Annotated in this window: 23 protein-coding genes; 13 read left to right on the top strand and 10 right to left on the bottom strand. The window is 65.1% G+C overall.

All coding sequences use genetic code 11. From position 1 onward, the window contains the following. Nucleotides 1-4 precede the first annotated feature (4 nt). Complete coding sequence (locus AWC12_RS29400) at nt 5-1,297, bottom strand: NADH-ubiquinone oxidoreductase-F iron-sulfur binding region domain-containing protein (protein ID WP_085178363.1); 1,293 nt, start codon at nt 1,295-1,297, stop codon at nt 5-7. Nucleotides 1,298-1,317: 20 nt separating this feature from the next. Here AWC12_RS29400 and AWC12_RS29405 point away from each other — a divergent pair, with 20 nt between their 5' ends. Further along, nucleotides 1,318-1,794 (top strand): hypothetical protein, encoded by a 477-nt coding sequence (locus AWC12_RS29405; RefSeq protein ID WP_024448292.1) that lies wholly within the window; start codon nt 1,318-1,320, stop codon nt 1,792-1,794. A gap of 20 nt (nt 1,795-1,814) precedes the next feature. Here AWC12_RS29405 and AWC12_RS29410 read toward each other — a convergent pair whose 3' ends face one another. From AWC12_RS29410 to AWC12_RS29425, 4 genes are read right to left on the bottom strand one after another with little or no spacing between them, the layout of a single operon-like run. Continuing rightward, nucleotides 1,815-2,693: an alpha/beta fold hydrolase gene (locus tag AWC12_RS29410; RefSeq protein ID WP_024448293.1), complete on the bottom strand. Its 879-nt coding sequence runs from the start codon at nt 2,691-2,693 to the stop codon at nt 1,815-1,817. 14 nt (nt 2,694-2,707) lie between these two features. Continuing rightward, nucleotides 2,708-3,097 (bottom strand): Rieske (2Fe-2S) protein, encoded by a 390-nt coding sequence (locus AWC12_RS29415; RefSeq protein WP_024448294.1) that lies wholly within the window; start codon nt 3,095-3,097, stop codon nt 2,708-2,710. Between the two features lie 2 nt (nt 3,098-3,099). Then, nucleotides 3,100-4,245 carry an amidohydrolase family protein gene (locus tag AWC12_RS29420; protein WP_085178364.1) on the bottom strand — a complete coding sequence of 382 codons (1,146 nt, stop codon included), beginning with the start codon at nt 4,243-4,245 and terminating at the stop codon, nt 3,100-3,102. 19 nt (nt 4,246-4,264) lie between these two features. Beyond that, complete coding sequence (locus AWC12_RS29425; RefSeq protein WP_085178365.1) at nt 4,265-5,389, bottom strand: amidohydrolase family protein; 1,125 nt, start codon at nt 5,387-5,389, stop codon at nt 4,265-4,267. A gap of 266 nt (nt 5,390-5,655) precedes the next feature. Here AWC12_RS29425 and AWC12_RS29430 point away from each other — a divergent pair, with 266 nt between their 5' ends. From AWC12_RS29430 to AWC12_RS29455, 6 genes are all read left to right on the top strand, one after another. Then, nucleotides 5,656-6,651, top strand: coding sequence for an acyl-CoA dehydrogenase family protein (locus AWC12_RS29430; protein ID WP_085178366.1), 996 nt, complete (start codon nt 5,656-5,658; stop codon nt 6,649-6,651). Next, a complete protein-coding gene (locus tag AWC12_RS29435; protein WP_085178367.1) occupies nt 6,651-7,826 on the top strand; it encodes an acyl-CoA dehydrogenase family protein in 1,176 nt (391 codons plus the stop codon). Before AWC12_RS29430 ends, AWC12_RS29435 begins: the two co-directional genes overlap by 1 nt. An 11-nt stretch (nt 7,827-7,837) precedes the next feature. Further along, nucleotides 7,838-8,965 carry an LLM class flavin-dependent oxidoreductase gene (locus tag AWC12_RS29440; RefSeq protein ID WP_085178368.1) on the top strand — a complete coding sequence of 376 codons (1,128 nt, stop codon included), beginning with the start codon at nt 7,838-7,840 and terminating at the stop codon, nt 8,963-8,965. Further along, nucleotides 8,962-10,125: a sulfotransferase family protein gene (locus tag AWC12_RS29445; RefSeq protein WP_085178369.1), complete on the top strand. Its 1,164-nt coding sequence runs from the start codon at nt 8,962-8,964 to the stop codon at nt 10,123-10,125. The genes AWC12_RS29440 and AWC12_RS29445 overlap by 4 nt, the downstream gene beginning before the upstream one ends. 67 nt (nt 10,126-10,192) lie before the next feature. Next, nucleotides 10,193-10,906, top strand: coding sequence for a sugar phosphate isomerase/epimerase family protein (locus AWC12_RS29450; protein WP_110808783.1), 714 nt, complete (start codon nt 10,193-10,195; stop codon nt 10,904-10,906). A 2-nt stretch (nt 10,907-10,908) separates the two neighbouring features. Continuing rightward, on the top strand, nt 10,909-12,120 hold the full coding sequence (locus AWC12_RS29455) for a DUF1214 domain-containing protein (protein WP_085178371.1): 1,212 nt from the start codon (nt 10,909-10,911) through the stop codon (nt 12,118-12,120). Between the two features lie 83 nt (nt 12,121-12,203). On the opposite strand, the gene AWC12_RS29460 is transcribed toward AWC12_RS29455, so the two are convergent. The 5 genes from AWC12_RS29460 to AWC12_RS29480 form a co-directional block, all read right to left on the bottom strand. Continuing rightward, a complete protein-coding gene (locus AWC12_RS29460) occupies nt 12,204-12,641 on the bottom strand; it encodes a hypothetical protein (protein ID WP_024448299.1) in 438 nt (145 codons plus the stop codon). 72 nt (nt 12,642-12,713) lie between these two features. Further along, nucleotides 12,714-14,084 (bottom strand): cytochrome P450, encoded by a 1,371-nt coding sequence (locus AWC12_RS29465; RefSeq protein WP_024448300.1) that lies wholly within the window; start codon nt 14,082-14,084, stop codon nt 12,714-12,716. Between the two features lie 70 nt (nt 14,085-14,154). Further along, entirely contained in the window at nt 14,155-14,349 is a 195-nt protein-coding gene (locus AWC12_RS29470; RefSeq protein WP_024448301.1) for a ferredoxin, read from the bottom strand. A gap of 12 nt (nt 14,350-14,361) precedes the next feature. Next, nucleotides 14,362-15,222 (bottom strand): mycofactocin-coupled SDR family oxidoreductase, encoded by an 861-nt coding sequence (locus AWC12_RS29475; protein WP_085178372.1) that lies wholly within the window; start codon nt 15,220-15,222, stop codon nt 14,362-14,364. Between the two features lie 35 nt (nt 15,223-15,257). After that, nucleotides 15,258-15,959 carry an SDR family NAD(P)-dependent oxidoreductase gene (locus AWC12_RS29480; RefSeq protein WP_085178373.1) on the bottom strand — a complete coding sequence of 234 codons (702 nt, stop codon included), beginning with the start codon at nt 15,957-15,959 and terminating at the stop codon, nt 15,258-15,260. Between the two features lie 283 nt (nt 15,960-16,242). On the opposite strand from AWC12_RS29480, the gene AWC12_RS29485 reads away from it, so the two are divergent. From AWC12_RS29485 to AWC12_RS29510, 6 genes are read left to right on the top strand one after another with little or no spacing between them, the layout of a single operon-like run. Next, a complete protein-coding gene (locus AWC12_RS29485) occupies nt 16,243-17,727 on the top strand; it encodes an aldehyde dehydrogenase family protein (RefSeq protein WP_085178374.1) in 1,485 nt (494 codons plus the stop codon). After that, complete coding sequence (locus tag AWC12_RS29490) at nt 17,724-18,932, top strand: CaiB/BaiF CoA transferase family protein (RefSeq protein ID WP_085178375.1); 1,209 nt, start codon at nt 17,724-17,726, stop codon at nt 18,930-18,932. The genes AWC12_RS29485 and AWC12_RS29490 overlap by 4 nt, the downstream gene beginning before the upstream one ends. Nucleotides 18,933-18,955: 23 nt before the next feature. Continuing rightward, complete coding sequence (locus AWC12_RS29495) at nt 18,956-20,131, top strand: OB-fold domain-containing protein (RefSeq protein ID WP_085178376.1); 1,176 nt, start codon at nt 18,956-18,958, stop codon at nt 20,129-20,131. Continuing rightward, complete coding sequence (locus AWC12_RS29500) at nt 20,128-21,291, top strand: thiolase C-terminal domain-containing protein (protein ID WP_085178377.1); 1,164 nt, start codon at nt 20,128-20,130, stop codon at nt 21,289-21,291. Before AWC12_RS29495 ends, AWC12_RS29500 begins: the two co-directional genes overlap by 4 nt. Then, nucleotides 21,281-22,090: an MlaE family ABC transporter permease gene (locus AWC12_RS29505; protein ID WP_024448308.1), complete on the top strand. Its 810-nt coding sequence runs from the start codon at nt 21,281-21,283 to the stop codon at nt 22,088-22,090. The genes AWC12_RS29500 and AWC12_RS29505 overlap by 11 nt, the downstream gene beginning before the upstream one ends. A gap of 7 nt (nt 22,091-22,097) precedes the next feature. Beyond that, entirely contained in the window at nt 22,098-22,955 is an 858-nt protein-coding gene (locus AWC12_RS29510) for an MlaE family ABC transporter permease (protein WP_024448309.1), read from the top strand. The last annotated feature ends 7 nt before the right edge of the window (nt 22,956-22,962 follow it).

Genomic DNA, 22,962 nt, shown 5'->3' on the forward strand with positions numbered 1-22,962 from the left:
TCGCTCACTGGGGCTCCACCTCGAACGGACGTAGGGCGGCGAAGGCGGTCTCGTCGCAGCCGGGGCATTGCCGGTCCAGGTGCCTGGCGACGTCGTCGGCAAACATGGCCAGCATGCTTGCCGCGATATTGCAGGCCGCATCCAGCGTCGCGCACGCGCCCCGGCCGCGAAGAACTTCGGACCACCGAGTCAGGCGCGCGACGTCGTCGGTGTCGGCGGTGCCGTCGCGCAGAGCTCCGGCGGCAGCAGCCATCGCCGCGGTCCCGTTGAAGCATGAGCCGCACTGGTCGGCGTTCTCTCGGTCGTAGTAGGCCAGCACCGACGCGCCGACGGCGACGGGGCATTCGTCGGTGAGCACCGACACCGCGCCGCAGCCGAGACCGCTGCCGGCGGCCCGCAGAGATTCGTGATCCATCGTGATGTCGAGGATGCGTCGATCGAGAAGGCCCGCGAAGTACCCGCCCATCAAGGCGCCACGAACCCTGTCTGTGGGGATGCCGTGCAGGGCAATGAGTTCCGCGGCAGATGCTCCGAACGGCACTTCATAGAGACCTGGCGGTCCGCCGCCACCGGTCACGGTGGCCAGGAAGGTGCCCGTCGAGCCCTCGGTTCCGACTTGCCGATAGGCGGCAGCCCCGTGGTGGTGGACATACGGCAGGTTTGCCAGCGTCTCGACATTGCTGACCACGGTCGGCAGCCCGCCCACGCCCTCTTCGAAAGGTCGCGGGGGCTTGTCGGCCGGCTTCGCGGGGCCACCGTTGATGGCCCGCACCGCGGCGGTCTCCTCGCCGGCGACGTAACCGGCATCCACCCTGCAGACACTGACGGTCACGCCGTCCAGACCATCGGCGCCCACCTCGCCGAGTGCGGCGCGAATCGATTCGGCCGCAGCGTGATCCGAGACGTAAACATGTGCGTGGCGCGCCCCGATGATGAGCGCAGCGAGGCGTAGTCCATCCAGCACCAGGTGAGGGCGGTGGCGGAGGAGCCAGCGATCTTTGACCGAGGCGGGTTCGCCTTCTTCCCCGTTGGCCACCAATACGGTATCCAGCCCCCGAAGCGACGCTTTGCGGACCGTCGTCAGCTTCACCGCCATCGGGAACGCGGCACCACCCCGGCCCACGACCGCGGCCTTGCCGATCTCGTCGAGCAGCGATCCGGGATCGGTCAGCGGCTGATAGCCGCCGGAATCCCGGTACGCGTCCAGCGATTCGGAGGCGGCCCCGTCGTGGAGCAGCCGCGGGCTCAGGCCGGGCCACGCGGCGACGGTCAGCTCGGTGTTCATCGCCGTACTCATCTGCGGCTACCCTTCCCTGCATGCGAACAGCGGTGGTGCGTGTCGGCGTCGATCTGGCGGGGGAACTGACTGCCGATCAGCTCGCGACGGGGTTCGCAGAACTTGCGCGGTTGGCGACCGAGACGGGCATCGAGGTGATCGACAACAAGCTGCCCACGCTGCCGCCCAGGCGCCGCGAAGTCGAATTGCTGATGCGGGGAACGGATCCGACGGCGCTGCAGTCCACGGCGGCGGCCCTGTGCGCCAGAGCGTTCCCCACCGAGCCGGTGCTCGGAGTGTTGACCTTCGTCAGCCACGGCACCGACGAGGACGCCGAAGGTGTCCTGGCCGGGTTCGGGATGACAGGGGTCATCGAGCGCGTCGCCGGTGAGGAAGGCTGGGACATCATCACCGTCACGTTGCGCAGAGCCGACCTGGCCCGCGTCCCGGAAAGCCGGATCCACACCGCCCTTGAGGCGTCGACCAACTGTGAGGTCCGGATCGTGGCCGTCGACTGACCGGGGTGGGCGTGTGGGTGTCATTTCGACTTCTTCAGGAAATCCAATATCGCCGGTGCGGCCTGGACCCATGTGTCGAACATGTTGAAACGCTTCACCTTTCCGGAGGCGCGCGCCTCGCCGGCACGCTCCCAGGCGTCCTCGGGCCAGGGCGGATCGATGAGCTTCGAACCCTTGATGAGGCAGCTCACCTCAAGTGAGGTGCGCTTCGGATGGTCGAGGTCGTTCTCGCCGCCGCGGATGATCAGCGTCGGGACGGTGATGTTGTCGAACATCTCGTCCTCGACACCGGGGATCGTCTGACCCGGCTTGGGGACGAATGCGTTCAGCCAGCGCAACATCAGCTTGAGGAAGACCGCCGGGTCCTGTTCCAGGATGCGTGCCTCGTTGTCAGGATTCTCGTCGATGCGCTCCTGCCACTCCTGCACGTGCGCGACGCCCTTCATGCCTGCACCGCGCACCGCCAGAATGCTGGGCACGATGTAGTAGGACCCGAGAACAAAGGAGCCGTACACGCCGCCGACGATGTTCCACACCACCAGCTTCCGGACCAGTTCGGGGTAGAGCATGGTCGTCAGCATCGAGTCCCGCGCACCCCCGGACCCGCCGAGCAGGATGACGGGCCCGATGTCGAGCTTGGTGATCAGCTGCTGCAATGTCTCGGCGCGCATGTGAGATTCGCTCTGGCCGTAGAACTGCACGTCGGACTTGCCGCAATTGGGGCGGTCCCAGAGCAGTACGCGGTAGCCGCCCTCCACCAGCTTTTTCGCCAGCGGCTTCAGACCGGGGATGTCCTTGCTGAACCGGCCACCCGGGGTGAGGACGATGAACTCACCCTCTTTGCCGAGGATTTCGTAGACGACGTAGCCGCCGTTGATCTCGATCTTCTTGTTGGGCAACTCAGCTCCGCCGATCAGGCCTGAACGAGTACGTCGTTGCCGACGACCCGGACGGGGTAGGTGCGGATACTCCACTCAGGCTTGACCGCAGTGGTGCCCGTCGCCAGCTCGAAGCCCCACTGGTGCCATGGACAGAAGATGAACTCCTTGTCCCGCACCATCACAGCGTCGCCGGGCACGCCGTCGTCGACGATGTTGAGTCCGCGCGTCCGTCCCGCGCACAGCGGACCTCCCTCATGAGGACAGTAGTTGGCGATCGCGTAGAACGTGCCGTTGACGTTGTAGACGCCGACGCCGTGGCGTCCGATCGGAACCAGTTTGTGTGTGCCGGGCGGGATTTCGTCGATGGTGGCGACGACATGTTCGCGCCCCTGTGCTAGTCGGGGTGTCTTCGGTTCGGTCATGTTCAAAAGACCCGGATCTGACCTTCGAGCGCCGGAACGGTCTCCGGCACATTGCGATAAGTCTCCATGCCGTTGCGGAACATGATGGGTTCGCGGGCATGTTCAGGAAGGTGCTTGACGAGCCAGCGGGGATCGTCAAACGTCCAGTGCGGATAGTCGCTGGAGAACAGGAGAATCTTCTCGCACTCCATCCACTCGAACGCGCGGGTCAATTCGGTCTTGTCCTCGGGATAATCAAGCGGCTGCGTCGTGAACTTGATGTGGTCCTTGACGTACTCGCTGGGCTTGCGCTTGATGTCCACCCACGACTTGCGCGCCTCGTACAGCGCGTCCATCCGCCACATCAGCGGAAGGATCCAGGTGAATGCATGCTCGACGAACACGATCTTCAGTGTCGGGTGACGGTCGAAGGTCCCGTCGAAGATCAGGCTCATCACCTGGTTCGCGGCCAGCAGCGAGTACGTGACCATGAAATCGTGGTTGTAGCTGGGCAATCCGACCGGCGGCATCGGCAACTCGTCGTAGTGGCTGCGCGACAGATGGCAACTCACCGGGATGTCGTGCTTGGCGGCGGCGGCCCAGATCGGGTCGTACTTGGGGTTGCCCCACGACGGCCGCGGCTCGGCCTTGATCAGAATCTGCGACATGAAGGGATGCCCGGCCCAGTTCTCGATCTCTTCGACGCTTTTCTCAGGCTCTTCGATGGCCAGGCAGATCGAACCGCGCCAGCGCTCGTGCCAGTTGTTGTGGCTGTCGAGCCAATGGTTGGCCTGCCAGTGGTTGAGTGCCACCGACATCGCGTGCTGCGCCTCGGGGATCCGCGCCGGGTACGCCGCGGGCTCCAGGATGCAGATGTCGGCACCGGCCTCCATGATCAACTGCTTGAACGCCAGATCAGGGTCGCTGCAGGCGAATTCACCGTCCGGGGGGAACGCGTCTACCCGCATCGCATAAGAGTGCGCGTAGTCGGGGGCGTCGTAGTAGATCTGGTCGCCCACCTTGTGCGTGCCGAAGTACCTGCTGCGCCACGGCTCGGGGATGTACTGACCCAGATCGCCGCTGCGGGGCGCGGGATGAACGTCGGAGTCCACGCACCGGACGGCGATCCGCTCGGCGGCGGGAACGCGGGGATTGGCTGTGGTGGTCATGGGGGCCTCCTCACTACCTCTACTGTGCGGCACCGGTCGATGCGGCGGCAGGGATTGCCCCAATTTCGAGGCCGTAGAGCTCGGCGGCGTTGCGCCAGCACAATTTGTCTCGTTGCTCATCGCTGTAAGTGCGGGGCACCGACAGCTCGTTGAGCTGCCAGTGCGGGTAGCTCGACCCGTACATCACCATGTCGTCCTTTCCGGTGAACCCCGCCCACTCGCCGGCAAAGTCGACATCGCCGGGTCCGTCCAGGCTGCCCTGCACGAAAAAGACATGGCCGGGCAGATAGTCGCTCGGGATCTTCGGCGCCCACGGCGTCTGCTCCAGATGCGGCCTGCCGAAGCAGTCCATCCGCCAGATGAACGGCGTCAGCAGATCGGCGGCGCCGTCGGCCCAGACGAACTTCAGCTCAGGAGACCTTTCGAACACGCCCTCGGCGATCATGTTCATCAAGTGGTACAGGAAGTTGAGTGCCGTGAAGCCGACGAACTGCTCGTACGTGCGGGTCAGGCCGTTCGGAGTCGGAGGCAGCTGGACTCCGGACCCCACCTCGAAGTGCACTGCCACCGGCCAGCCCGCGTCGACGGCCGCATCCCACAGCGGCCAGAATTGCGGTTTGCCGTAGAGCTCGCGGGATTGCAGCGGAATGCCGAGCTGCACGATCCGCGGATGTCCCTTGTACTTGGCGATCTCGCGGAGCGCACCCGCGATGTCGTCGGGGTTGACGCGCAACGTGCCACGGAACTTGTCGCCGAACTCGGGGTGCTCCAGCCACCGGGTCACCATCATCTCGTTGTGCGCCGACGCGATGGCGGTGCCGAGGTGGCGGTCCGGCATGATGCCGCGGGTCATCGGGTGCAGGATCGCGATATCCACACCGCGCTCGTCGAACAGGTGCTTGGCGGCCAACGCCGGGTCGGAACCGGGGTACTGCCCGTCGGGACCCTCAGTACCTTTGGCGTACTCGCCCCCGGGGGCGCCATACCAGTCCATCTCGTAGTCCGGGAACCCGCGGCTGCGGAAGGGCTCCTGCAGAAAGTTCTTGCGCAAGTCCTTGTTCGACTGGCAGAAGATGTGCACGCTGGCATCAACAACCGGGACGACGACGGGCACCGTCCCGGCCTCGTCATTGAGAACCTTCACGAAACTCTGTCCTTCACTCCACGTCCGTTCTTCGCTTCGCGGTCGAGGGCGCGACCGACGGCACAAACCTCAGTGTAGATCGTTGTTCTTCATTAGCAAGAATTCTGTTCTCAAGCGCTTCGCTTACCATCTGCGCTGGTAGTTGTCGTTGCTGACCAGTCGCTCAGCCGTCGTATTGCGAAAATGAATGTGCGCTTGGCGAGAACGTTCCACCCGCTTCTGAGAATGCTATTCTCCAACACGGGTGGTCTTTAGGAGGCGTACGGGTGCTACTTGAGTTCGATGCAGATCAGCGGCTGTGGCAGGAGACCGTGCGCGACGCGGTGGCCAAGCAGTGCCCGGCGTCGTTGATTCGCGATATCGCCGAGAACGGAGTCGACCCGGCGCCGCTGTGGAACAGCTATCTCGACGCCGGCTGGACCGAACTGACAGATCCCGAGAACGCCGTCGAACTCGCGATCGTCCTGGAGGAGCTGGGGCGGGCGACCGATCCCACTCCATTTCTTGCCACGCTGACGCAATTCGCACCGCTCGTCGGCGACCGGTTCGACGCCGGCGGCGCCGGAGCCGCGGTGTACTCCGGCGTCAGCGCCGTCCGCGACGCCGACGGCTGGGTCCTCGCCGGCACCGACCGCTTCGTCCTCGACGGCGACCGTGCCGAGCGCATCGCCGTGGTCACCCCCGCCGGTGTCTTTCTCGTCGATGCAGACAAGGCGACGACTCGCCGCGTCGACGTCTTCGACCCGGTGCTGCACGTTGCCGAGGTGTCGTTCCGCGGTGCCCACGTCGCCGACTCCGAGCGGCTGCACGCCCATACCGAACGCGCCCGCCACGTCGCGCTGATGGGCATGGCGATCACGATGGTCGGTGCATGCCAGCGCGTCCTCGACCTGGTGCTGGAGCACGCCAAGAGCCGCCAGCAATTCGGCGTCGCGATCGGCACATTCCAGGCGGTGCAGCACAAGGCGACCGACATGTACGTCGCCATCGAGCGCGCCCGCGCGCTGTCCTACTTCGCCGCGCTGACCATCGCCGCGGATGACCCGCGTCGCCGGCTGGCCGCAGCGATGGCGAAAGCGTCCGCGGGCGAGTGTCAGTCGCTGGTCTTCAAGCACGGCATCCAGCTGTTCGGCGCCATGGGATTCACATGGGAGAACGACCTGCAGTTTGCGCTGAAGCGAGCCAAGGCCGGCGAGCTGTTGCTCGGCGGGGCCGCCGAACACCGGGCCATGATCGCGCAGGAATACGGGAGTGATATCTGATGCAGCTCGCTTTCGACGCTGACGTCGAGGAGTTCCGCGCCGAGTTCTCCGCGTTCCTCGACGAGCACACGCCGTCGGCGGCGCAGACTTTGGAGCGTCCCCGCTCGGTCTCACACATGCCGCAGTGGGCGCGCGACTGGCAACGCAAGCTGTTCGACAACGGTTGGCTGCTGCCCGCGCAGCCGCCCGAGTTCGGAGGGCGCAACGCTTCCGTCCTACAGACTTTCGTTCATGCCGAAGAGCTGTGCCGGCGCCGCATCTACCACAGCTTCAACCCACAGGGCGTCAACATCGTTGCCGCCTCGCTGCTGACGTTCGGCACCGAGGAGCAGAAGCATCAGTGGGCCGTCCCGGTGCTGCGCGGCGAGCGTACTGCGTCGCTCGGAATGAGCGAACCGAGTGCCGGCTCCGACCTCGCGTCCCTGCGTACCAAAGCTGTGAAGGACGGCGACCATTTCGTCGTCAATGGCCAGAAGGTGTGGACATCCGGCGCTCACGACGCCGACTTCCTGCTCACCTTCGTCCGCACCGATCCGGATGCCCCCAAGCACAAGGGAATCAGTGTGCTGCTGATCCCCACCGACCTCGACGGTGTCGTGTGCCGGCCGTTCGCCGACATGTGCGGTATCGAGAACCTGGACTTCAACGAGGTCTTCTTCACCGACGTGCGCGTCCCCGCCGAGAACCTCGTCGGGCCGCTCAACGGTGGCTGGGGTGTGGCCAACGGATCACTCGGGCACGAGCGGACCATGATGTGGCTGGGCTTCGCCGATCGAATTGCCAACTGCATCGCCGACTTCCGGCCGAAGACCGTCCTTGAGCGGGATGCGCTGGCCACCAGCATCATGGACTACGAAGCACTGCGGCTGCTCGGCTCGGTCGGCATCGCCAAAGCGGCCCGCGGTGAGGTGGACGTGGCGTCGGTGTCCATCCCGAAGCTGCTCGGCGCAGAGGCCGAACAGCGAGTGGAGGGGCTCGCGCTGGAAGCCGCCGGCCCCGACGGGCTGGTCCATCCCACGACGTCGGGCCCTTATGCCCACATGAACCTCGACCACTACTTCGCCAGCTGGTTCGAGCGCTACTGTCGCAGCTTCGGTGGCACGATTGCCGGGGGCACGTCGGAAATTCAACGCAACATCATCGCCCAGCAGGTACTCGGTCTGCCCAGACGGTAGGAGCTCCTCGGATGAGGGTCCAGCCCGCGGCCTTTATGCGCACCACACTGCCGCTCGATCTGAGCCAGTTGGCGCAGTTGGACTGCGGGCGCTATCACTCGATCTGGTTGCCGGACCATATGGTGAGCTTCTGGCCGGACTCGATCTGGACGCCAGAATTCACCGACCTCGCTGTTGCGTCGCCGTCCCCGCACCGGCACCTCGACGGCATGGCGGTGGCGGCGGCAGCCGCGGTGTTGACCGAGAAGGTGCCGCTGGTGACCAGCGTGGTCGACACGGTGCGGCGCCATCCTGCGTCGCTGGCGCAGAGCGCGCTGACCATCGATCACCTGGCCAAGGGTCGGTTCATTCTCGGCCTGGGCAGCGGCGAGCGCGAGAACATCGAACCCTATGGCTTCGAATTCAGCCGTCCCGTCAGCCGTTTCGAAGAAGCGTTACAGGTGATCCGGCTGCTGTGGGACAGCGACGGACCCGTCGACTTCGACGGCAGGTACTTCCGGCTGCAGCACGCAAGGCTCGACACCGAGCCGTTCGACGGCCGCTATCCGCCGATCTGGATCGGCGCCAGCGGACCCCGCTCCCTCGACATTGCGGGGCGCTACGCCGACGGTTGGTGGCCTGCCGGGGCATGGACCCCTGAGGATTACGCCGCGAAACTGGCGCGGATCAAGGGATCCGCCGATCGGGCGGGCCGCGACCCCGACCGGATAACGCCCTGCTTCATCCAGGTCTGCATCGTCGGGCGCGACGACGCCGAGCTGGCGAAGATTCTCGATGCGCCGTTGGTGAAGTCCTTCCTGTTGCAGGTTTCGGCGCAGACGTTGGCTACGTTCGGATTTCAGCATCCCATGGGGCAGGACTGGGGAGGCTTCCACGACATTGATCCCGGCGCGCTGACCCGCGACCGACTCGTCGAGTTCCTGGGTCGTGTCGAGCCGGAGATGATCCTGGCGATGGTCCCACACGGGACGCCGAAAGACGTGGCGCACAGGGTCAAAGAGTTTGTCGACGCTGGACTGCGCGTTCCGAAGATCCTTGATTACGGGGCAATGGCGGGTCTCGAATTCGCGGCGCAATCGGCGCGCAACGTCAGGGAAGCAGAGGACGAGCTCATGCAGTTGTGCGGAGAAATCTCATGATGCTGAGTGCTACCGACATGTTGAGCCGCGCCGAGACGGAAACGGGCCTGCGCGACTACGGCGATCCCACTCTGCCGGAGCGCTTCGGCATCGCCGTCGGCCATCTCAACAACCTGGGGATGGATGCCCAGGGCTGCCGTCAGGCTGCTTACGTCTGTCACTGGCTGCTGACCACGCGGCTCGAATTCATCGAGGACCGAAACAGATACCAGATTGCGGACGAGGTCATCGAACGACCGATGTTCGTCACCGGTGAACCTCGCTCGGGCACCACGCTGATGCACGCGCTGATGTCGGTCGACCCGGATTCGCGCGCGCTGCGGTTCTGGGAAGTCATGTATCCGTCCCCTCCGCCCGGTATCGTCGAGCCCGGTGACATGCGCCGGGCACGCGCCGACGCCCACTGGCATGAGATCAACACCAAGATGCCCAAGTGGCTGCACAGCCATCCGTACAACGACATGCTCGGAGACGGGTTACCCGAGGACGAGCGCACCTGGGCGTTCGACTTCCGCGTCATGACGCCGACGGCGTGGTGGCGGGTGCCGATGCAGACCGTGGTCGGCGGGCTGCCGACCGATCCAACCGCCCAGTACCGGCTGCACCGGGCGATGCTGCAACAGTTTCAATACAACCGGCCGCGGAAACGCTGGGTGCTCAAAGGTTTCCACGGATTTCGTCTGGCCGAGCTGTTCGACACCTACCCCGATGCCACTCTGCTGTGGCTGCATCGAGACCCCGTGCAAGTGGCTGCGTCACGCACGATGATGATGGCCGACATCCTGGAAGGCATCGTCGGTCCCATCGATCTGCACGCCGCGGCGAAGATGCACCTCGACCTCACACGGGCCGGCGTCGCCAACACGATGACGAATCCGCTGGTCGACGATCCCCGGATACGGCATGTGCGGTACACTGACTTCGTCGGCGACCCGGTGACAACGGTGCGCGACTTCTACGCTTTCAGCGACCGCTTCCTGACCGAGGACGCCGAGTCCCGGATGCGGCACTACCTGGCCACCAACAAGGGTGACCGCCACGGCAAGTTCCATTACTCCACAAGCCTTCTCACCGACATCGGCGAGAACCTGGACGCGCTGCACGAAGAGTTCCGGCCCTTCCGGGAACGCTTCGGGGTTGCCATCGAGAATCGTGGCTGAGCCGCCTGGCCCGATCGGGCGTTTATCCGTGCACTCCGTCACTTTCCACGGCGCGACACTCGGGCAGATGTGCTCACACTGGGAGGCACTGGGTTTGCGCCGGCTCAGTCTCACCGATGCTCAACTGAGCGAGTCGAAGTTGCCCGGACTCATTTCCGCGCAGGGCTATTCGGTGGAGTCGGTGTTCCATCTGTTCGACACCGCCGACGGTCTGCGGCGGGTCATCGAGGCCGCCGGCGAGGCCGGCGCCCGAGTGATCTACATGCTGACCGGTGGCCGCGGCGACCTCACATGGGAAGATGCCGCGTCCCGGTTCTGCGACGCGGTACAGCCATGTCTCGACGATGCGGCAGCGGCAGGGGTCGCGCTGGCCATTGAGAACGCCTCAAGCCTCTACGCCGACATCCATATCGCCCACACACTCAGGGACACCATCGAATTGGCCGAAGCGGCGGGCGTGGGCGTCTGTGTCGACCTGTTCCATTGCTGGACGGAGGCGCACCTGCCTGCGCTGCTTGACCGTGCCCTGCCCCGCACTGAGCTGATCCAGCTCAGCGACTACGTCCTCGGCGACAGGGAACTGCCCGCGCGGGCAGTTCCCGGCGACGGCGCCATCCCCTTGGAAACACTGATCGCACAGGCAACTCGGGGTGGCTACCGGCACGGCTTTGATCTCGAGCTGATCGGCCCCCGCATCGACCGTGAAGGGCCCGTCGAGGCCGCCCGCCGTGCCTGCGGCGTTGTGTCGACGATGTTGTCGCGCTGCGAGAGTGCGAGATAGCGATGGCGTATGGGGACGGCCAGGACGACGCTGCGCTGCTTGGCGCCTGGGAGACGTTCTGCGAACGCTTGAAAGCGGCCGGGGAGCGGGCCTTCAAAGATCACAACGCCGCGTCCGGCGCGCAGCGTGTCGACGCGTTGCGGTTCCTCACCCAGAACCTCGGGCAGGCGTTCGACCTCGCGTTGGAGACCAGGGACACCCGGTATCCGAGCCTGCATGCCTTCTGCGGGCCGAGCCGCAAACTGGGCGGTGACTGCGCGGACTTCACCTATCAGCAGGCCTGGATCGACGGCGAATCGGCCTACCGCATCGTGGGTGATCGCGGAACGGCGCGGTTCTTCAACATCACCGTGCAGGGCCCCCGGCGCGTGGGACCCGGGGTGCTGCATGAGCCTTTCGGCGATGTGCCCGAGGCGAACCTGACCGGCGCAGAGCTCGTCACGGCGGCCGACGGCACATTCGAGGTGTACGTCGGCGGACCGCGGCGCGGGGAGAACTGGCTGCCGACCACACCGGGATCGCGAAAGCTGTTCATCCGACAGGGTTTTGACCACTGGAACGAAGAGCCCGCGCGATTGCGGATCGAGCGGACCGACATGGCTTCGCCGAGACCGGTACCCACCGCGGAGCAGATGGTCGACGCGATTGCATGGGCTGGCGAATTCGTGACCGGCGTGATGGCCGACTGGCCGGAGTTCCCCTTCATGTACGGGGGAGTGGATGCCGAACGGCCCAACCGCTTCCCAGCCGTCAGTGAAGAGGAAGGCGACGTCAAGAGGGGGCGCGCCGCGGCGAACATGTACTGGACACTCGCCCCGGACGACGCGCTCGTCGTCGAATTCGATGCTCACGACGGACTGTGGACGCTTACCAACATGGGGGTGTTCTTCAACAGCATGGACTTCCTCTACCGTCCGGTCAGCTACACGCCGAGCCGCACACTCGTCGACGACGACGGCAAGGTGCGGCTGATCCTTGCCCACACCGACCCGGGATTCCACAACTGGATCGACACGCAAGGGTTCGAGCGCGGCAATCTCACTTACCGGCACATGCTCGAAGGGTCGCCCGCCGTATTGGACACCCGCGTCGTCAAACACTCGGCACTGGCAGAGGTGCTGCCGATTGATACTGCTGTCGTCACCGCCGAAGAGCGCACCGCGCAGATGTGGGTGCGTTTCAACGCCATCCTGCGGCGCTATTCGTCGCTGTGACTGGCCGCGAACGCGCGCGAAATGTACGCACCGCGCGGCGTGCCGGTGTGCAGACACGCGCGCTCGCGGTGCAAGGGGTCAAATCACAGGCGCTGGAGCTTGAAGGTCCAGAACTGGCTGCCGGGCGGGCCGTTGAAACAGCCGACGTTGAACTTCGAGTCGATGGTGCCGAGTAGCGTCACAGCATCCCAGGAATAGGTTTCGCGCGTCGGCATCACATGGCCGGGGCACTGGAGCCCGTCGGGCACGTCGACGGTGAAGGTGTAGCGGCCGTTGTCGAGCCACACCTTGCTCTCGTAATACTGGTAGTACGCCAGGCGTGGACGTGCGGCGACGTTGAGACAATTCGGGTTCTTCTCGGGAATGCAGAGCGAGACGAACCAGAACCACGACGCGCGCGTGTACCTGTTGGTGAGCAGGTCGTAGTTGCCGATCGCGAAATTGGCCGACGACGGCGGCGCGAGAAGTGTCGCGACCGCCATCAGTGCAGTCGCCACAATCCCGATCTTGCTGAGCCTCATCGCCCGTCCTTTCAACTCTCGCCGCTACTCATGGAACCATTTCGCCGCGGAACGTGGGCGAGATCAGCGCAGCTAGTCGATGACCGCTGCTTCCTTGCGTTCGGTGATCGGCCGGGCGAGCTCCTGCTCGTCGCAGATGCGTTGCAGCTTCTCGATCGTCTCGTCGAGCCCGGGGCCCAGCGGCTTGCTCGGTGTGAACGTTGCGGGCAGGTGCCTCATGCCCTGGATGACGCCGATGGTGTCGTAATGCACGGTGCCCTCGGGGTCGCACACGTAGTCGGGCATCCGGTCCAGCACCGCGGTCAGCATCGACTTGAACACCGTGCGCGCGACATTGGATCCCACGCACCGGTGTACACCGATACCGAAGCTGAAGTGCCGGTTGCCCTTTCGATCCAGGATGATCTCGTTGGGCTTCTCGAAAACGGCCGGGTCGCGGTTGGCCATCGCCCACGACAACCAGAGGCGTTCGTACTGCTTGAAATGGTGGCCCTCGACCTCGACATCCTCGGCGAACGTCCGTCCGTCACCGGGTGCGGGGGTGAAGAAGCGCAGGAACTCCTCGGTCGCCGGGTGCAGCAGCGTTTCGCGCTCGCGGCTGAGCCTCGCGCGTTCATCGGGGTGCTCGCCGAGCCATTCCAGCGCGTGCGCGGTCAGCGCGGTGGTGGTGTCGAAACCGCCGCCGATGATCAGGCCCAGATTGCCCAGCAGTTCCATGTCGGGGGCCGGTTCCCCGTCGATCCGCAACTGCACCAACGCGTTCACCAGACCGGGGCGCGGGTTCTCCCTGATCTCGATCATGTTGTTGATGAGATCGATGCCCATCTCGCGGTGCTGCTCGTTGATCTTCTCGCGCTCGGGGGAGTGCTCCGGGGTGTACACCGATGCGTGGGTGGGCTCGCTGTAGACGTTCCACTTCTTCAGGCTGATGCCCATCATCGCGAGCGTGAACACCGCGGGAACCACGTTGGCCAGGTGATCGACGAAGTCGATGCGCCCCGACTCGATGTGCTCGTCCAATGCCGCGCGGGTGATCTCGTCGATGAACGGTTCCCACCGCTTGATCGCCGCGGGGGACAGGTACGGGTTCAGGGCGCCGCGGTAAATACTGTGTTCGGGCTCGTCCATTTCCAGGATGCCGCCGCGAACAACAGTCGCGCGGCTGGCTTTCGGGATGGTGATGCCCTGGAACGGCGTCTCCCCGGAGATGTCATGGTGATTGGACACCGCTGGGCAGCGAGCGAGCTCGAAGACGTGCTTACTGTCGGCCGCCACCCAGTGCCCGTTGTAGGCGTCCGTCCACGCCATCGGGCATTTGGACTGCATCTCCTCGGTGATCTTCTCGAACTGCAGCCGATACTCGGGCGTGTGCCGGTCGAAGTGGTACCTGTTCTTCTTGCGGCTGTCGTCGGCGGTGCCGTCTACGACGTCGTCGACACTCAAGGCTCTGCTCCCTCTGGTGATTTCGGTGTAGTTGGTCACTGTCAGCGCGACCAACTACACCCAAATCGCTCTATTCTTCGATGGAAATGGCTTGTTCAGGGCACGAATGGACCGCTTCGCGGACCGCGTCCTGCTGCTCGGCCGGCACGACCTCGTTGACCGGTGAAGCCGTACCGTCGATGTCGCTGAGCTCAAAAGAATCTGGTGCGATCATCGAGCACAGCGTGTGCCCCTGGCACCGCCCCGAGTCGACAAAAACCTTCACGGGCCTTCCCTCCTAGGCGTGGTAGTCGTACCACTTCAAATAGCCGCCCGCGTCGACGCGCAGCTGCATGCCGGTGACGTACCTGGCCTCGTCGGACACCAGCCACAGGATGGCGTTGCTGATGTCCTCGGGCTCGATGAAGTTGACCTTCATTGCCTGCTGCACGCCGAACACCGGCTCGGCGTCCGCGCGCGTCGGGTTCTCCAGATCCGGCCGGAAGGACTTGTACATCGGCGGGCTCTGCAGCATGTCGGTATTGCAGTTCGTCGGATGCACGACGTTGGCGCGGATGCCACGCACCGCGAGCTCGGTGGCGAGGTCGTGAACATACTGCGAAAGAAGCCGTTTCGACGTCATGTACGCCATGCCGCCAGGATCGTTGCCCGGGTTCGGCTTATTGTGTGCATCCATCAGCGCCGCGGTGGAGCCGGTCGCCACGATCGATGCACCTTCCTTGAGGTGCGGCAGCGCGACCTGAATGGCGTTGATGGTGCCGATCAGGTTGGTGTTGACGACGTCGGTCCACGCCTGCAGCGGCGGGGTGCCCTTCATGCCGGCGATTCCTGCCTGGGCGATGACGATGTCGACACCGCCGAGCTGCGAAATACCGTCCTCTAGTGCCTTTTTCAACGCAGCGGCGTCACGCACGTCAGCTTTGGCGGTGACGATCCGCTGGCCCGTCTTCTCCACGTAGGCGGCCGTCTCGTCGAGGTCCTCGGGAGTGGCCAGTGGATATCCGATGGTGTCGACGTTCTCGCACAGGTCCACCGCGATGATGTCGGCGCCCTCTTCGGCGAGTCGCACCGCATGGCTGCGCCCCTGCCCACGTGCCGCCCCGGTGATGAAGGCGACCTTGCCTTGGACACGTCCCATGTACTCTCGTCCTTTCGCTGAAATCTGCTGCCTCGTCAGGTGTTGCGACCGCCGTTGACACCGAGGATCTGGCCGGTGATGTAGCTGGCTTCGTCCGAGATGAAGAATGCGCAGGCGGCGGCGATGTCTTCGGGGCGGCCCATGCGGCGCACGGGTGTCTGCTGGATCTGCTTTTCGGTGTCACCGAGAAATCCCCGCTTCTCCGCCTTGCGCAGCATCGGGGTGTCGATGAAGCCGGGAGGGACGGCGTTGACGGTGATCCCGAACTCCCCGTACTCCAGCGCAAGAGATTTGGTGAGTCCGTTGACCGCCGATTTGGCCGCGACATACGGCGACATGAACGGCTGCCCCGAATGTGTGCTGGACGACGAGATGTTGACGATGCGGCCCCACCGTGCCTCGATCATGTCGGGCAGTAGGGCCTGGGTGCAGTGGAAGACTCCGTTGAGATTGACGTCGACGACCTTCTGCCACTCGTCGAAGGTCAGATCGAGGAACTTCTTGAAACGATCGAGCCCCGCGGCGTTGACCAGAACCGTGACAGGTCCCAGTTCGGCATGAATCTCCTCGATCGCGGCGTCGACGGCGGCGCGGTCGGTGACGTCGGCGGTGTAGGAGAACTTCTCGTCGCCCGCGTTCAGATCGATCGTCGCGACGCGCAGGCCGTCGTTGCGTAGGCGCTCAGCGATCGCAGCGCCGATACCCGAAGCTCCACCAGTCACCACAGCGTTCTTCACGCGCGAACCCCGGCCATCTCCTCGATCATCAAGAATCTTCCTTCCGATTATGAGAACCGTACTCTCGCATTATGCCGGATCGCAAGACATGAGACCGGGTGTGTTCGCACTGGTGAGACGTTTGCGCGTGGATTGTCGCACCGTTCTTCCCAGGCAGCGATGGTTCTTCCGATTTTCTTGAGTTCTCATCCTGCGAATGTATGATTCGCCGGAGATGAGAATGCAGTTTCCATCACATTAGCCCACATCAAGCCATCGCATGACGCTCGGACTGAGGAGGACGATGCCGGAAACAGCCACGATCTCGGGCGAGGTGACCGCTGAGCGCGACGTCAGCCGCCGCCTTCTGATCGGCGGACAGTTGCTCGAGGCGGACCGGACGTTTCCCTCGCTCAACCCGGCGACGGGCGAGGTGCTCGGCTACGCACCGGACGCCGGGGTCGCCGATGCCGAGGCTGCGGTAGCCGCCGCGCGCGAGGCGTTCGACAACAGCGGCTGGGCCACGGACACCGCGCTGCGGATCCGCTGCCTGGAGCAGCTGCACACCGCGCTGGTCGAGCATCGCGACGAGCTCGCCGACCTGACCATCGCCGAGGTCGGCGCCACGCCCGCGCTGTGCCAGGGCGCGCAACTGGATCAGCCGATCGAGATCGTGCGGTACTACGCCGATCTGCTCAAGACCTATCCGCTGACCGAGGACCTCGGCAACATCGAGAGCCGGGGCATGCAGCACCACCGCTGGGTCGAGAAGGAGGCGGGCGGTGTCGTCGCCGCGATCATCGCCTACAACTATCCCAACCAGCTCGCTCTGGCGAAGCTGGCACCCGCGCTTGCCGCCGGGTGCACGGTGGTACTCAAGTCCGCACCAGACACCCCGCTCGTCACGCTCGCCCTCGGAGAGCTGATCGCCAACCACACCGACATCCCCGCGGGCGTCGTGAACGTGCTCTCCGGCGCCGACCCCGCCGTCGGCGCGGCGCTGACCACCAGTCCCGACGTCGACATGGTCACGTTCACCGGATCCACGCCCACCGGTCGCGCCATCATGGCCGCAGCCAGCGGAACGCTGAAAAAGGTCTTTCTCGAGCTCGGCGGCAAGTCGGCGGCGATCGTGCTCGACGACGCAGACTTCAACATGGCCGCCTTGTTCTCCGCGTTCAGCATGGTCACCCATGCAGGTCAGGGCTGTGCCCTGACGTCGCGTCTGCTCGTCCCGAAGAAACACAAGGACGAGCTCGTCGAGATGATCAAGAACAACTTCGGTCTCGTCAGATACGGCGACCCGAAGGCCGAAGGCACCTACATGGGCCCGCTGATCAGCGAGAAGCAGCGCGACAAGGTCGACGGCATGGTCAAGCGCGCCGTCGAGGCGGGAGCCACTCTGGTCACGGGTGGAGAGAAAGTCGATCCGGGCTACTTCTACACCCCCACACTGCTCGCCAATGTCGATCCCGACAGTGAGATCGCCCAGGAAGAGGTGTTCGGTCCCGTCCTGGCCGTCATCGCCTATGAGGACGACGACGACGCCGTACGCATCGCCAACAACTCGATCTACGGGCTGTCCGGAGCGGTGTTCGGCAGCCAGGACCGTGCGCTGGCCGTGGCGCGACGGATCCGCACCGGCACCTTCTCCATCAACGGAGGCAACTACTTCAGTCCCGACAGCCCGTTCGGCGGATACAAGCAGTCAGGCATCGGCCGGGAGATGGGCAAGGCGGGGCTCGAAGAGTTCCTGGAGAGCAAGACATTTGCCGAGGTGGTCTCGTGAGCAAGCCGCTGGACGGGATCCGCGTTCTCGAAGTCGCAATGTATGGCTTCGTTCCGTCGGCGGGCGCGGTACTCGCCGAGTGGGGCGCCGACGTCATCAAGGTCGAGCACGCCGTCACCGGCGACCCGCAGCGCGGTCTCCGTCAGACGGGGCTGCTGCGCGTCGACGGCGACCCGAACCCGAACATCGAGCATGCCAATCGCCTCAAGCGCAGTATCGGGCTCGACATGTCGGTGCCCGAAGGCCGCGAGGTACTTCTGGAACTGGCGCGCCGTGCCGACGTCTTCCTGACCAGCTTTCTGCCGGGCCACCGCCAGAAGTTCGGCATCGACGTCGACGACATCCGTGCAGTGAACCCCTCGGTGATCTATGCCCGCGGCAGCGCACTGGGGCCCCGCGGTGACGAGGCGGTCAAGGGTGGCTATGACATGACCGCCTTCTGGTGCCGCGCGGGCACCGCCGCCACGATCACGCCTCCGGAAATGCCTGGCATGATCGGCCCGCCCGGACCTGCCTACGGCGACACCATCTCGGGCACCAACCTCGCCGGCGGCATCGCGGCGGCGCTTCTCAAGCGGGAGCGCACCGGTGAGCCGTCGGTGGTCGATGTGTCGCTGCTCGGCAGCGGTCTGTGGTCGATGGGTCACACGGTGGCGCTGACCAAACATCTGGGTCAACGGATGGAGGCGTTCCCGCCGGGAACGCAAGGGTCGCCGTTCAATCCACTCGTCGGGCTGTACCCGACCGCCGACGACCGCTACATCTCCTTCGTGATGATGCAGCCGACGAAGTTCTGGGCCGACGTGTGCAGGCACATGGAACTCGACGACCTCATCGACGACCCGCGCTTCGCGACCGCCGAATCGATTGCCGAGAACACCGCCGCGGCCAACGAGATCCTCACCGAGGCCATGCAGAAGCGGTCGCTGCCCGAGTGGAGCGAGCGGTTCGCGACGCTGGCAGGACCGTGGGCACCCGTGCAGGACACGCTGCAGGCCGTCGAGGATGCCCAGATCCGCGCCAACGAATACCTGGTGCAGGCAGGCGAACTCGAGCTGGTCGCCAACCCGGTGCAGTTCGATGTCGCCGCCCCCACCTCAGGTCCCGCGCCGGGTTTCGCCGAGCAGACCGACGACATCCTTGTCGAACTCGGCATGGACTGGGACCGCATCATCGAGCTCAAGACCGCGGGCGCCGTCACGTGACGTCAGCGGCCCGGAGTTAACGAATGCCCTACGTCGCATCCGTCGGCACCTACCTTCCCTGCTGGGGTTCGTCCCTGCAGCGGGTTGCCGGCGATGACGAGGACGCGGTCACGATGGCCGTCGAGGCGGGGCGGGCGGCTCTGACAGGTGGTGGCGCGGTCGAACGCGTGGTTCTCGTCAGCCGCGACCTGCCGCTGGTGGAAAGCAGCAACGCGGCGGTCCTGCTGGCCGGTCTCGGACTGGATCCCGAGCTGGAGGTCGACGAACGTCTCGGCGGCGCGCCTGCCACGGTCGACGCCCTGAGTTCGGCGCGTCCACGCACCCTGATCATCGGGGCCGACCTTGTGCCCGCGGGAGCGGCGGCAATCCTGACCGCCGAACGCGGGCTGCAGGTACGCACCGCGGCGCGCGTCGCACGAAGTCTTCCTGTGCGCACACGGCGGGCAACCGGAGACGTCCACGACTACGGAGACCCGCGGCTGCTGCACGAGCGCGGTTTGATTGCTTCGTTGGCCGCGGCGTGGCTGGACACCCCGGTGGCCGTCGCAGGCGTCGACCATGCACGGGCGGTCGATCTGTGCCTCGGCGATCCGCCGGTGCTGCCGACGGTCGGCGCGAGCGCCAGCCTCTTCGCCCTGGCGGGCCTTGCCGAGCAGGGCCGGACCGGCCCACTGGTGGCAGTCGAGCAGGCGATCCTGTCAGGGATCAGCGTCAGCGGTGGAACCGCACAGACCCACCGCAGGGAGCCCCGGCCGCGCCCGACACCGGAGAGCACGCCTGGATCCGATGCGAACATCCCGATCTCGCTGGCCGCCTACGAGCGGGCGTTCGAGGCGAAGGTCCGCTGGGAGGCAGGACAATTCGCCGGTTCCGACGAGCTCGACTTCCCGCCGCGCTACCGTGTCGGGGCCGACGGCGCGTTGGCGACCGATTACGAGTTGGTTCCGCTGCCTCGCACAGGCACGGTCTATACCGAGACGACGGTGCACATCCCCGTTCCCGGGCTGACGACGCCGTACTCGTTGGTGATCGTCGAGCTGGACGGCGTCGGTATCCGGGCACTCGTGAAGGTCACCGGCGCGACGCCAGGCACGGTGGACATCGGGGAGAGGGGCCGGATGGCGCTGCGCCGGGTCGCCGTGCGGTCGGGGGTTCCGGACTACGGCTACGCATTCGAACCCGATCAGGACGCCGCATGAGGCGGGTGGCCATCGTCGGCGCCGGCATGACGCCGTTCGCCGAACACTTCGCGCTGGGAATCAAAGATCTTCTCCCCATGGCCTTCTCGGCGTGCGCAGCCAGCGTCGACAAGGGTCTGGCCAAGAGCGATGTGCAGGCGGCGTGGTTCGGCGCAATGGGCACCGCGGACGGATTTCCGTCGGGTATCCTGGCCGACACTCTGGGTCTGCCAGACGTTCCCGTGACACGTGTCGAGAACTCCTGTGCGACCGGACATGACGCGGTCCGCAACGCCATGTTCGGGGTGGCGTCGGGAGCGTTCGATGTCGCTCTCGTCGTCGGAGCCGACAAACTCCGCGACACCACGTCGGCCGACATGCTGTGGGAATGGGAGGCCATGGCGCGTGACATGGCCTGGGATTACCCGCTGGGTCTGGTCGCTCCGGCAGGTTTTGCCTTACATGTTCGTCGATATCTCCACGAATCTCCGGCAACTGAAGAACACTTAGCCATGGTGGCGGTCAAGAACCATCGCCATGGAGTGAACAACCCGAAGGCGCGGTTGCGCTTTGAGATCACGATGGAGCAGGCCCTGAACGCGCCAACGGTGGTGACCCCGTTCCGGTTGTACGACTGCGCACCGCAGAGTGACGGTGCCGCAGCGCTCGTCATTGCCGCCGACGATGTCGTCGATCGCTTCACTGACCGGCCTGTCTGGGTTCGCGGTGTCGGGCTGGGCCTCGATTCGGTGATGCATCAGCACAAGCAGGACCTGACCACATTCCCGGCGACCACCAAGGCGGCCAAACAGGCCTTCGCGATGGCGGGGCTGGGACCCGAAGATGTGGACGTCGCCGAGGTGCACGATTTCCTCACGGGAATCGAGTTGATGAGCTATGAGGATCTCGGCTTCGCCGAAAGGCTGGGCGGCTACAAACTTCTAGAGGCCGAAGTGACCAGCGTCGGCGGCGCGCTGCCGGTGAATCCCAGTGGTGGGCTCAAGGCCAAGGGGCACCCACCGGGCGCGACCGGCGTCGCTCAGTGCGTCGAACTGTTCTCTCAGCTGCGCGGCGAGGCCGTCAACCAAGTTGACAGTGCGCGAATCGCTCTGGCGCACAACATAGGCGGACCGACAGCAGTATCAGCAGTGACCATCCTGGAGGGCCCGCATGGCGGTTAAGGGACCGGAGCGTTGGACGACGGGTATTGCGCTGCCGAATGGGTTGTCGGGTGCGATGCAGGCGGTGGGTGGGTTTTTCTCGATGTCGATGGATGCGGTGCTGTATGTGTTCCGCAGGCCGTTTCAGTGGCGTGAGTTTTTGGAGCAGTGCTGGTTTGTGGCGAAGGTGTCGATGGCGCCGACGCTGTTGGTGGCGATTCCGTTCACGGTGCTGGTGTCGTTCACGCTGAACATCCTTCTGCGCGAGCTGGGCGCCGCCGACCTTTCGGGTGCGGGTGCGGCGTTCGGTGCGGTCACCCAGGTCGGGCCGCTGGTGACGGTGCTGATCGTCGCCGGCGCAGGCGCCACCGCGATGTGCGCTGACCTCGGGTCGCGCACCATCCGCGAGGAGATCGACGCGATGGAAGTGCTGGGCATCAACCCGGTACAGCGACTGGTCACGCCGCGGATGCTGGCGGCCGGGCTGGTCGCTCTGTTGCTGAACAGCCTCGTGGTGATCATCGGAATCCTTGGCGGATACTTCTTCTCGATCTTTGTCCAAGACGTCAACCCGGGAGCGTTCGCTGCAGGGATCACCCTGCTGACCGGGGTTCCGGAGGTTATCATCTCGTGTATCAAGGCTGCGTTGTTCGGGCTGATCGCGGGGCTGGTGGCCTGCTATCGCGGCTTGACGATCACCGGTGGCGGCGCGAAAGCCGTCGGTAACGCGGTCAACGAGACGGTGGTGTATGCGTTCATGGCGCTGTTCGTGATCAACGTGGTCGTCACCGCCATCGGCATCCGGATGACGACGGGATAGCGCGGGTATGGGTACTTCGACGGTTATCAGGTCGCGCTTCCCGCGGCTGATCGATCAGCTTGGCCGGCCGGTGTCGCTGCTGGGCCGCCTCGGTGACCATGTGCTGTTCTACGGTCGTGCGCTGGGCGGGGTGCCGCACGCGGCGGTGCACTTCCGCAAGGAGATCATCCGGCTGATCGCCGAGATCTCCATGGGTGCAGGGACGTTGGCGATGATCGGCGGCACCGTGGTGATCGTCGGTTTCTTGACCCTGGCCGCGGGCGGCACGCTGGCGATCCAGGGCTACAGCTCGCTGGGCAACATCGGCATCGAGGCCCTGACCGGCTTTTTGGCGGCGTTTATCAACGTGCGCATCGCCGCGCCCGTGGTAGCCGGCATCGGCCTGGCCGCCACGTTCGGTGCCGGTGTGACCGCGCAGCTGGGCGCGATGCGGATCAACGAGGAGATCGACGCCCTGGAGTCGATGGGCATCCGGCCGGTCGAATACCTGGTCTCGACGCGCATCGTGGCCGGCATGGTCGCGATCACGCCGCTGTACTCGATCGCGGTGATCTTGTCGTTTTTGGCATCGCAATTCACCACCGTGGTCCTGTTCGGGCAGTCCGGCGGACTGTACGACCATTACTTCGACACCTTCCTCAACCCGATCGACCTGTTGTGGTCGTTCCTTCAGGCCGTGCTGATGGCGATCGCAATCCTGCTGGTGCACACCTACTTCGGGTATTTCGCCTCCGGCGGACCCTCGGGTGTGGGCGCCGCGGTCGGTAACGCGGTGCGCACCTCACTGGTGGTCGTCGTGTCGGTGACACTGCTGGTGTCACTGTCGATCTACGGTTCCAACGGCAACTTCAACCTGTCGGGCTAGGAGGCGG

It is taken from the genome of Mycolicibacterium iranicum, from assembly GCF_002101705.1.
Classification (GTDB): Bacteria; Actinomycetota; Actinomycetes; order Mycobacteriales; family Mycobacteriaceae; genus Mycobacterium; species Mycobacterium iranicum.

Excerpts from the sequence above, each read along its gene's own strand:
- AWC12_RS29510 (WP_024448309.1), top strand. The coding sequence starts at position 22,098 with ATGGGTACTTCGACGGTTATCAGGTCGCGCTTCCCGCGGCTGATCGAT.
- AWC12_RS29500 (WP_085178377.1), top strand. The coding sequence starts at position 20,128 with ATGAGGCGGGTGGCCATCGTCGGCGCCGGCATGACGCCGTTCGCCGAA.
- AWC12_RS29400 (WP_085178363.1), bottom strand. The coding sequence starts at position 1,297 with ATGAGTACGGCGATGAACACCGAGCTGACCGTCGCCGCGTGGCCCGGC.
- AWC12_RS29440 (WP_085178368.1), top strand. The coding sequence starts at position 7,838 with ATGAGGGTCCAGCCCGCGGCCTTTATGCGCACCACACTGCCGCTCGAT.
- AWC12_RS29445 (WP_085178369.1), top strand. The coding sequence starts at position 8,962 with ATGATGCTGAGTGCTACCGACATGTTGAGCCGCGCCGAGACGGAAACG.
- AWC12_RS29455 (WP_085178371.1), top strand. The coding sequence starts at position 10,909 with ATGGCGTATGGGGACGGCCAGGACGACGCTGCGCTGCTTGGCGCCTGG.
- AWC12_RS29450 (WP_110808783.1), top strand. The coding sequence starts at position 10,193 with ATGTGCTCACACTGGGAGGCACTGGGTTTGCGCCGGCTCAGTCTCACC.
- AWC12_RS29505 (WP_024448308.1), top strand. The coding sequence starts at position 21,281 with ATGGCGGTTAAGGGACCGGAGCGTTGGACGACGGGTATTGCGCTGCCG.
- AWC12_RS29475 (WP_085178372.1), bottom strand. The coding sequence starts at position 15,222 with ATGGGACGTGTCCAAGGCAAGGTCGCCTTCATCACCGGGGCGGCACGT.
- AWC12_RS29485 (WP_085178374.1), top strand. The coding sequence starts at position 16,243 with ATGCCGGAAACAGCCACGATCTCGGGCGAGGTGACCGCTGAGCGCGAC.
- AWC12_RS29435 (WP_085178367.1), top strand. The coding sequence starts at position 6,651 with ATGCAGCTCGCTTTCGACGCTGACGTCGAGGAGTTCCGCGCCGAGTTC.
- AWC12_RS29420 (WP_085178364.1), bottom strand. The coding sequence starts at position 4,245 with ATGACCACCACAGCCAATCCCCGCGTTCCCGCCGCCGAGCGGATCGCC.
- AWC12_RS29495 (WP_085178376.1), top strand. The coding sequence starts at position 18,956 with ATGCCCTACGTCGCATCCGTCGGCACCTACCTTCCCTGCTGGGGTTCG.
- AWC12_RS29405 (WP_024448292.1), top strand. The coding sequence starts at position 1,318 with ATGCGAACAGCGGTGGTGCGTGTCGGCGTCGATCTGGCGGGGGAACTG.
- AWC12_RS29460 (WP_024448299.1), bottom strand. The coding sequence starts at position 12,641 with ATGAGGCTCAGCAAGATCGGGATTGTGGCGACTGCACTGATGGCGGTC.
- AWC12_RS29415 (WP_024448294.1), bottom strand. The coding sequence starts at position 3,097 with ATGACCGAACCGAAGACACCCCGACTAGCACAGGGGCGCGAACATGTC.